Origin of the sequence: Pseudomonas sp. WS 5412 (assembly GCF_012985615.1) — a bacterium.
In the GTDB taxonomy this organism is placed as follows: Bacteria; Pseudomonadota; Gammaproteobacteria; order Pseudomonadales; family Pseudomonadaceae; genus Aquipseudomonas; species Aquipseudomonas shahriarae.
Genome location: NZ_JAARMB010000014.1, coordinates 156798 through 166311, shown reverse-complemented (window position 1 = coordinate 166311; position 9514 = coordinate 156798). Strand labels below are relative to the sequence as shown.

3 protein-coding genes are annotated in these 9514 nt (G+C 63.8%); all 3 read left to right on the top strand.

Features of this window, described 5'->3' with window-relative positions; translation table 11 throughout:
• The first annotated feature begins 222 nt into the window (after positions 1 to 222).
• The 3 genes from recC to recD are packed head-to-tail and all read left to right on the top strand — an operon-like array spanning position 223 to position 9391.
• Entirely contained in the window at positions 223 to 3672 is a 3450-nt protein-coding gene (gene recC / locus HBR94_RS18955) for an exodeoxyribonuclease V subunit gamma (protein WP_120731492.1), read from the top strand.
• The gene (recB, locus tag HBR94_RS18950) at positions 3669 to 7346 is read left to right on the top strand and encodes an exodeoxyribonuclease V subunit beta (RefSeq protein ID WP_170045374.1); all 3678 of its coding nucleotides are present in this window, start codon (positions 3669 to 3671) and stop codon (positions 7344 to 7346) included. Before recC ends, recB begins: the two co-directional genes overlap by 4 nt.
• Positions 7343 to 9391, top strand: coding sequence for an exodeoxyribonuclease V subunit alpha (recD, locus tag HBR94_RS18945; RefSeq protein WP_170045373.1), 2049 nt, complete (start codon positions 7343 to 7345; stop codon positions 9389 to 9391). Before recB ends, recD begins: the two co-directional genes overlap by 4 nt.
• The last annotated feature ends 123 nt before the right edge of the window (positions 9392 to 9514 follow it).

Here is a 9514-nt window from a genome sequence, read left to right as displayed (position 1 = left end):
GTGAAACGATGCATCGCCGATGGTAGTGTGGGGTTTCCCCATGTGAGAGTAGGTCATCGTCAAGATTAAATTCCAGAACCCCTGTTTGCTAACGCAAACAGGGGTTTTGTTTTGGGCGGTCGAAAAGCGCTGAGGCGATTTGGCGCGCAGTCCAACTCCGCCTGTAACGCCCTTCAATGCTAAAGTCGCTCCCTCGATTTTGCTTTTCCCAAGGAAGCCGTTATGCCGGATGCAACGTCCCTCAGTGCTGGATTTATGGTCGTCCACGGCAATCGCCTGGATGAACTGCGCAGCCTGGTCGTCAGTTGGATGCGTCGTTATCCATTGGCTCCCCTGGAAAACGAAATCGCTCTGGTGCAAAGCAACGGCATCGCCCAATGGCTCAAGCTGGCCCTTGCTGAAGACCCGGAAGAGGACGATCTGGGAGGGTGCGGCATAGCCGCGGCAATCGACGTGCAACTGCCCGGCAGCTTTATGTGGCAGCTCTATCGCATGGTCCTGGGCCGCGATGAAATCCCGGCCAAATCCTTGCTGGATAAAGCCCCACTGACGTGGCGCCTGATGCGCCTGTTGCCCGAGCTGATCGACCAGCCGCACTTCGAGCCCCTGCAACGCTTCCTCACCCATGACACTGACCTGCGTAAACGCTACCAACTGGCGGAGCGCCTGGCTGACCTGTTCGATCAATATCAGGTGTACCGTGCCGACTGGCTGGAAGACTGGGCCGCTGGCCGCCATCAGTTGCGCAATGGCCGAGGCGAAGCCAAGCCCTTGAGCCCGGCCAACTGCTGGCAGGCCGAGTTATGGCGCGCGTTGCTGCTGGACGTGGGTGAGGAAGGCATGGCGCAAAGCCGTGCCGGGGTCCACCAGCGTTTTATCGAACGCATTAATAACCTGGACACCGCCCCCCAAGGCCTGCCGTCCCGCGTCATCGTGTTTGGCATTTCTTCCTTGCCCGCCCAGGCCCTTGAAGCCCTGGCCGGCCTGGCCCGTTTCAGCCAGGTGTTGCTCTGCGTGCACAACCCTTGCCGTCACCATTGGTCCGACATCGTCGCCGACAAAGACCTCCTGCGAAACGAATACAAACGCCAGGCGCGCAAGACCGGGATGCCTGTCACCATCGACCCGCAAACTTTGCACCAGCACGCCCACCCCTTGCTGGCCGCCTGGGGCAAGCAAGGTCGCGACTACATCAACCTGCTGGACAGCTACGACGATCCCAACAGCTACCGGTCGGCCTTCCGTGACGGGCGCATCGACCTGTTCAGCGACAGCGAGCCGACCACCATTCTCAACCAGCTACAGGACGATATCCTCGAACTGCGCCCGCTCCCGGAAACCCGCGAGCGCTGGCCGGCCGTCGATCTGCAGCACGACACCTCGATCCGCTTCCACATCGCCCACAGCGCCCAGCGCGAAGTGGAAATTCTTCACGACCAACTGCTCCAACGCTTCAGCGCGGATCCGACGTTGCGCCCCCGCGACGTTATCGTCATGGTCCCGGACGTTGACAGCTATGCACCGCATATCCGTGCGGTGTTCGGCCAGTTGGACAAGAAAGACCCACGTTTCATCCCCTTCACCCTGACGGACCAGGGCCAACGGGGCCGCGACCCGCTGTTGATCGCCGTCGAACACCTGCTGAAACTCCCGGACAGCCGTTTCCCGGTCAGCGAAATCCTCGACTTGCTGGACGTTCCCGCCTTGCGCGAACGCTTCGCCATCCAGGAGCGCGACCTGCCCACGCTGCACCGTTGGATAGAAGGCGCAGGCATCCGCTGGGGGCTCGATGCTGAACAGCGTGCCGGTCTGGGCCTGCCCAGCGCGCTGGAGCAGAACAGCTGGAGATTTGGCCTGCGCCGCATGCTGCTGGGCTACGCCGTCGGCAGTGGCGCAGCCTGCGCCGGCATTGAGCCCTATGACGAAATCGGCGGTCTCGACGCGGCGCTGATCGGGCCCTTGGTCGCCCTGCTTGACGCATTGCACGATGCCCACCAAGCCCTGTCACAGCCCGCGACCCCGCAAGCCTGGGGCGCACGCCTGCAAGACCTGATGCAGCGCTTCTTCCTGCCCAGCAATGAACACGATGACTATCTGCTGGGTCAGTTGGAGCAACTGCGGGAAGACTGGCTGGAGACCTGCGAGTCCGTCGGCCTGTACGACGAATTACCGCTGACTGTCGTGCGTGAGGCCTGGCTTGCCGGTCTCGACCAGGGCCGCTTGTCCCAGCGTTTTCTCGCCGGTGCCGTGAACTTCTGCACCCTGATGCCGATGCGGGCCATCCCCTTCAAGCTGGTGTGCCTGCTGGGCATGAACGACGGCGACTATCCCCGCGCGCAACCACCGCTGGATTTCGACCTGATGGGCAGCGACTACCGCCCCGGCGACCGCTCCCGGCGCGAAGACGACCGATACCTGCTGCTCGAAGCCCTGCTCTCGGCGCGCGACCAGCTCTACATCAGTTGGGTCGGCCGCAGCATCCGCGATAACAGCGAGCGCCCGGCGTCCGTGCTGATCGGCCAACTGCGCGATCACCTCGCCAGCGGCTGGCAGCATGCCCAGGAGCAACCGTTGCTGGAGGCGATGACCCAGGAACACCCATTGCAACCCTTCAGTGCGCGTTACTTCCACGAGGGCGATCCACTGTTCAGCTACGCCCGCGAATGGCAGCTGCTACACGAAGTCCAAGACCCGCCCCTCGAAACGACCGGTCTGGCACCCCACATCCAGGAAGAACCCCTGAGCCTGGGTCAGTTGCAGGACTTTTTGCGTAACCCTGTCAGGCATTTCTTCAGCCAGCGCCTCAAAGTATTTTTCGAAGCCGCCGAAGTGCCCCTGGCCGATGAAGAACCCTTCGTCCTCGACGCCTTGCAGCGCTACACCTTGAGCGACAGCCTGCTCGCCGCCGCGCTGACCGACCCGGATCATCTCGAACAAGCCCTGCAGGCCCAAGCGCAACGTCTTCAAGGCAGTGGCCTGCTGCCCATGGTCGGTTTCGGCGAATGCCTGCGCAACGAGCTGATCGAACCCTTGCCTGACTTGCTGCAACGCTACCAGCAACTCCTGGCACTCTGGCCCACGCCACACAATACGGCGGAGCCCGTCAGCTTCGCGCACCAGGGTATTCAACTCGACGGCTGGGTCAGCGGCTTGCACCGGCGCAGCGATGGCGGCTTGCTCAGCGTGACCACCATCCCCAACAGCATCGGCTCGATCAAGACCCGCAAGTGGCATCGCCTGATCCGCCCCTGGGTCAATCATCTGGTGGCCTGCGCCTGTGGCCTGCCCTTGAGCACCGGCCTGGTGGCGAGTGATGACACGCTCCTACTGGCGCCACTGGAGCAAAACCTTGCCCAGGATGTGCTTGGCAACCTGCTCCTGGCCTGGCGGGCCGGCATGAGCGAACCACTACCGATCGCGGTGAAGACCGCCTTCGCCTGGCTCGGCCAGACTGACCCGGACAAAGCCCAGGCCGCTGCCCTTAAAGCCTACGAAGGCGATGGCATCACCAGCGATGGCGAGCGCCGCGAAAGCCCGGCCCTCACCCGGCAATTCCCCGACTACGCGGCCCTGGTCGCCAGTGAAGATTTCGAAGGCTGGTGCGAAACCCTGTACCGCCCACTCATCACCGCCCCCTGGCGATCACTGACCAGCGAGGAGGCCCGCTCATGAGCACCAAACCCCTGGCCCTGGCCTTCCCCCTGCGTGGCAGCCAACTGATCGAAGCCAGCGCCGGTACCGGCAAGACCTTCACCATCTCCGCGTTATACCTGCGCCTGGTTCTGGGCCACGGTGGCGATGAGGCGGGTTTTGGCCGCGAATTGCTGCCGCCGCAAATCCTCGTGGTGACCTTCACCGATGCCGCCACCAAAGAGCTGCGTGAACGCATCCGCACCCGCCTGGCACAAGCGGCGCGTTTCTTTCGTGACGAAATCGAACAGCCCGATGCCCTGATCGCCGAGCTGCGTGATCAGTACAGCGCCGAGCAGTGGCAGGGTTGCGCCAACCGCCTCGACATCGCCGCGCAATGGATGGACGAGGCCGCCGTCTCGACCATCCACAGTTGGTGCCAGCGCATGTTGCGCGAGCACGCTTTCGACAGTGGCAGCCTGTTTACCCAGACCCTGGAAACCGACCACAGCGACTTGCTTGGCGAAGTGTTGCGCGACTACTGGCGGCTGTTCTGCTACCCGATGCACGGCGATGCCCTGAACTGGGTCCGCAGCAACTGGGGGGGCCCTGCGGCGCTGATGCCCCGAGTGCGCGCGTTGTTCGGTAGCGAGCGCCCCGGTGATGAACCCCGTGAGCCCGCCGAGCTGATCGAGGCCTGCTTGCACGAGCGCCGCGAGGCCCTGGTGGCGCTCAAGGCCCCCTGGCAGCAATGGGCCGCCGAGTTGCGCGAGATCTGCCTGCAAGCTGTCGCCGCCAAGGCTGTGGATGGTCGCAAGATGCAGGCCCGTTATTTCGAGCCCTGGTTCGAGAAAATCAGCGCCTGGGCCGCTGACGAGACCCTGGAACAACTGGACATCGGCACCGGCTTCACCCGCCTGACCCCCGAGGGTATGGCCGAAGCCTGGAAGGGCGACGCCCCCCGTCACCCCGGCCTGGATGCCATGGCGGGCCTCAAAGCCAGCCTCGACGCCTTGCCCACGCCCGATGCTGCAGTGTTGCAACACGCGGCGGCCTGGGTCGGCAAACGCTTTGAAGAAGAGAAACGCCGGCGTGCCGAGATGGGTTTCGACGACATGCTCATCCGCCTCGACGCCGCCCTGCAAACCGAGGGTGGCGAACGCCTGGCCAGCGTAATCCGCGAGCAATTCCCGGTGGCCCTGATCGACGAATTCCAGGACACCGACCCGGTGCAGTACCGGATCTTCGAAAGCATCTACCGCATCGAAGACAACAGCCCGCACAGCGGCCTGTTCCTGATCGGCGACCCCAAGCAGGCGATCTATGCGTTTCGCGGCGCCGATATCTACACCTACCTGCGCGCCCGCCAGGCCACCGCCGGGCGTTTGCATACCCTGGGCACCAACTTTCGCTCCAGCCATGCGATGGTCGAGGCGGTCAACCACGTGTTCGAGCGTGCGGAGTCCGGGCGTGGGGCGTTTCTGTTTCGTACGCCCGACGGCGACAACCCGGTGCCTTTCCAGACAGTGTCGTCCCAGGGTCGCAAGGAGCAGTTGCAGGTCGATGGCCACACACTGCCAGCCCTGAATATCTGGCACCTGCCCACCGACCAGCCGATCTCCAATGTGCGGTATCGCCAGCAATTGGCCGGCGCGTGCGCCAGCCAGATTGTCGCGTTGCTCAATGGCGGTCAGCAGGGCACGGCTGGGTTTATCAAGGGGGCAGACTTCACTCCCGTGCAACCGTCGAACATCGCCATCCTTGTGCGTGACGGCAAGGAAGCCCAGGCCGTACGCGGTGAACTGGCTGCGCGCGGTGTGCGCAGCGTGTACCTGTCCGATAAGGACTCGGTATTCGCCTCCCAGGAAGCCCATGACCTGCTCGCCTGGCTCAAAGCCTGTGCCGAACCGGATGTCGAGCGCCCGCTGCGCGCGGCCCTGGCCTGCATCACCCTCAACCTGTCGCTGCCCGAGCTGGAGCAACTGAACCAGGACGAACTGGTCTGGGAGCAGCGAGTCATGCAGTTCCGCGATTACCGCGTGATCTGGCGCACCCAGGGCGTGCTGCCGATGCTGCGGCGCCTGCTGCATGACTTCAAGTTGCCGCAAACCCTGATCGCCCGCAGCGATGGCGAACGGGTGCTGACCAATCTGCTGCACCTGTGCGAGTTGCTGCAACAGGCCGCCGCAGAGCTGGACGGCGAACAAGCGCTGATCCGCCATCTTGCGGAGCACCTGGCGCTGTCGGGGCAGGCCGGCGAAGAGCAGATCCTGCGCCTGGAAAGCGATGAGCAACTGGTCAAAGTGGTGACTATCCACAAGTCCAAGGGCCTGGAATACGACTTGGTCTTCCTGCCGTTTATCTGCTCGGCCAAGCCGGTCGACGGCAGCCGCCTGCCGCTGCATTACCACGATGCCAACGGCAAGTCCCAGGTCAGCCTGAAACCCACCGTCGAACTGATCGCCCAGGCTGATGACGAGCGCCTGGCCGAAGACCTGCGTCTGTTCTATGTGGCGCTGACTCGGGCCAAGCATGCCTGTTGGCTGGGCGTGGCCGACCTCAAACGCGGCAATAACAACAGTTCGGTGTTGCACCTGTCAGCCCTGGGTTATCTGCTGGGCGGCGGCGCGGCCCTGGGTGAGTCCGCAGCCCTGGCCCGTTGGCTGATGGATTTGCAGGACGGCTGCGCGGCGATTGCCTACGGGCAAATGCCGGAAGCTGACACCAGTACCTACCAACCTCCGCGCAATGACGCGACCTTGCTCGCGCCGCTGCTGCCCAAGCGCAAGGCCGCGGAAAACTGGTGGATCGCGTCCTACAGCGCCCTGCGCATCGGCGAAAGCATGAGCGCCGCCAGCCTGGAAGCCCCGGAAAGCCCCCAGGCACAGAAGCTGTTCGACGACGAACGCCTGGACCCGGATGCACCGCGCGAAGTCGCCGCGTCTGGCGGGGATATTCACCGTTTCCCACGGGGCCCCAACCCCGGGACCTTTCTCCACGGGCTGCTGGAGTGGGCCGGTAACGAAGGCTTCAACGTAACAGCCGAAGCCATCGAAGATGCCGTTGCCCGGCGCTGCAACCGACGTGGCTGGGAAGGCTGGATCGGCACCCTCAGCGGCTGGCTCGGGCACCTGTTGCAAGTGCCGTTGGGCCTGGGCCATGGGCAGGCATCTGTGACCCTGAGCGACCTGCAGCAGTATCAGATTGAAATGGAGTTCTGGTTCGCCAGCCACAAAGTCGATGTGCTCGCCCTCGACCAACTGGTCTGCCAATACACCCATGACGGCGTGTCGCGGGTCGCCGCCGAGCCGGTGTTGCTCAATGGCATGTTCAAGGGCTTTATCGACCTGACCTTCGAACATGACGGCCGCTACTACGTGGCTGACTACAAATCCAACTGGCTCGGCGCCGACGACGCGGCCTACACCCGTGAGGCCATGGAACAGTCGATTCTCGACCATCGCTACGACCTGCAATATGTCCTCTACCTGCTGGCCCTGCATCGCCAACTCAAGGCGCGCCTGCCGGATTACGATTACGACCGGCATGTGGGCGGCGCGCTCTATCTGTTCCTGCGCGGTAGCCAAGCCGTGAGCCAGGGCGCGTATTTCGCCCGGCCGCCACGGGAACTGATCGAACGCCTGGACCTGCTGTTCCAGGGCAAGCCGCAACCGCCCAAGGTCGAACCGGCCTGGGAACAAGGAGTCCTGCTATGAGCCTCTCGACAATGCCGCTGGAGGCACTGGCACCGCTGGATCGCGCTGACGACCTGATGCACCTGCTGGAGCGCTGGGTCGAGCGCGGCTGGCTGCGGGCGCTGGACAAGGCGTTCGTCGGCTTTCTCCACGAACTGGATCCACAGGCCGATCCCCTGGTGCTGCTGGCCGCCGCCCTGACCAGTCACCAACTGGGCCACGGCCATGTGTGCCTGGACCTGTTCGAAACCCTGAAGGCCCCGGATTTCGCTCTGTCGCTGCCCCCAGAAGGGGATCTTTCAAGTGGCGTGATGCTGCTGCCCTCGCAATTGCTCGAGGGCCTGGACGGCGCCCATTGGTGCCATGCCCTGGCCGCAAGCCCGCTGGTGGCGCTGGCCGTCGATGGCAGTGCGGCGGCGCAAAGCCGGCCATTGGTACTGTCGGGCAAGCGCCTGTATTTGCGGCGGTACTGGACCTATGAACGACGCATCGACAGCGCCTTGCGTCAGCGTCTTGCCGTGCAGGAAGCGGTCTCGGCCGACCTGCCCCAACGCTTGAGTGGCCTGTTCGACCAACCGCCCCCGGACGGCGTGGTAGATTGGCAGAAACTCGCCTGTGCCCTGGCCACGCGCGGTGCGTTCAGCATCGTCACCGGCGGCCCCGGCACCGGCAAGACCACCACGGTGGTGCGCCTGTTGGCCTTGCTGCAGGCACCCGCAGTGGAGCAGGGCACGGCCTTGCGTATCCGCCTGGCGGCGCCCACCGGCAAGGCGGCGGCACGTTTGACCGAATCCATCAGCCAGCAAGTACGCTCGCTGCAAGTGCCCGACGCTGTACGCGAAAAAATCCCCACCGAGGTCACCACTGTGCACCGCCTGTTGGGTAGCCGCCCCGGCACCCGGCATTTCCGCCATCACGCGGGCAACCTGTTGCCGCTGGATGTGCTGGTGGTGGATGAAGCCTCGATGATCGACCTGGAAATGATGGCCAACCTGCTGGATGCCTTGCCGCCCCATGCGCGCCTGGTACTGCTGGGGGACAAGGACCAATTGGCCTCGGTGGAAGCCGGCGCGGTGCTCGGCGATTTGTGCCGCGATGCCGAAGCGGGTTGGTACAGCCCCGACACCCGGCAATGGCTGGAAAACGTCAGCGGCGAGACCCTGGCAACCAGCGGCCTGCAGGAAGATCTCGACACCAGTCATCCGCTGGCGCAACAAGTGGTCATGCTGCGTTATTCCCGGCGTTTTGGCGAAGGCAGCGGCATCGGCCAACTGGCACGCTGGGTCAACCAGCAAAACCCCGAGCAGGCTCGCCAACTGCTGGACGCCGGCAGCCACGACCTGTTTTGCCTGCACCTCAAGGGCGAGCATGACCGCGCCCTGGAGCGCCTGGTACTGGACGGGCAGGGCAGCGATGCCCAGGGCTATCGCTACTACCTGAACCTGTTGCGCACCACACGCCCGGCAGCCGAGACACCCCGCGACGACTCGCGCTGGACCGACTGGGCGCGCCAGTTGTTGCAAGCCTTCGATGCCTTCCAGTTGCTGTGCGCGGTACGCAAGGGCCCCTGGGGCGTGGAAGGCCTCAACCAGCGGATCACCGCGGCGCTGCTCAAGGCCCGGCTGATCGATAGTGACCAGCAATGGTACGAAGGCCGCCCGGTACTGATGACCCGCAACGACTACGGCCTGGGCTTGATGAACGGTGACATTGGTATCGCCTTGAAGCTGCCCGAAAGCGACGGTGGGCCGCAGGTGCTGCGCGTGGCCTTCCCGCGCAACGATGGCCAGGGCGGAGTGCGCTTTGTGCTGCCCAGCCGTCTCAATGATGTGGAAACCGTCTACGCCATGACCGTGCACAAGTCCCAGGGCTCGGAGTTTGCCCACACGGCCTTGATCTTGCCGGATGCACTGAACCCGGTACTGACCAAGGAGCTGATCTACACCGGCATCACCCGCGCCAAGGATCGCTTCAGCTTGATCGAGACCCGTGGCGGGGTTTTCGAAGAGGCGGTGCGGCGCAAGGTAAAACGGTTGAGCGGGCTGATGTTGGAGTTGGGTGCGTGAGAATGTGGGAAAAACCTGACCGATATGTCGGGTTTTTCGTAATGAATGGCAGAATCTACCTAGAGCCCGTCTCGATGGGGTTTCCGCCAATATGCTATCGTTGCGGCATTATCCCGAGAAGAT

Bases quoted from the DNA above. Each gene is read 5' to 3' on its own strand.
- recC (WP_120731492.1), top strand. From the start codon at position 223: ATGCCGGATGCAACGTCCCTCAGTGCTGGATTTATGGTCGTCCACGGC.
- recB (WP_170045374.1), top strand. From the start codon at position 3,669: ATGAGCACCAAACCCCTGGCCCTGGCCTTCCCCCTGCGTGGCAGCCAA.
- recD (WP_170045373.1), top strand. From the start codon at position 7,343: ATGAGCCTCTCGACAATGCCGCTGGAGGCACTGGCACCGCTGGATCGC.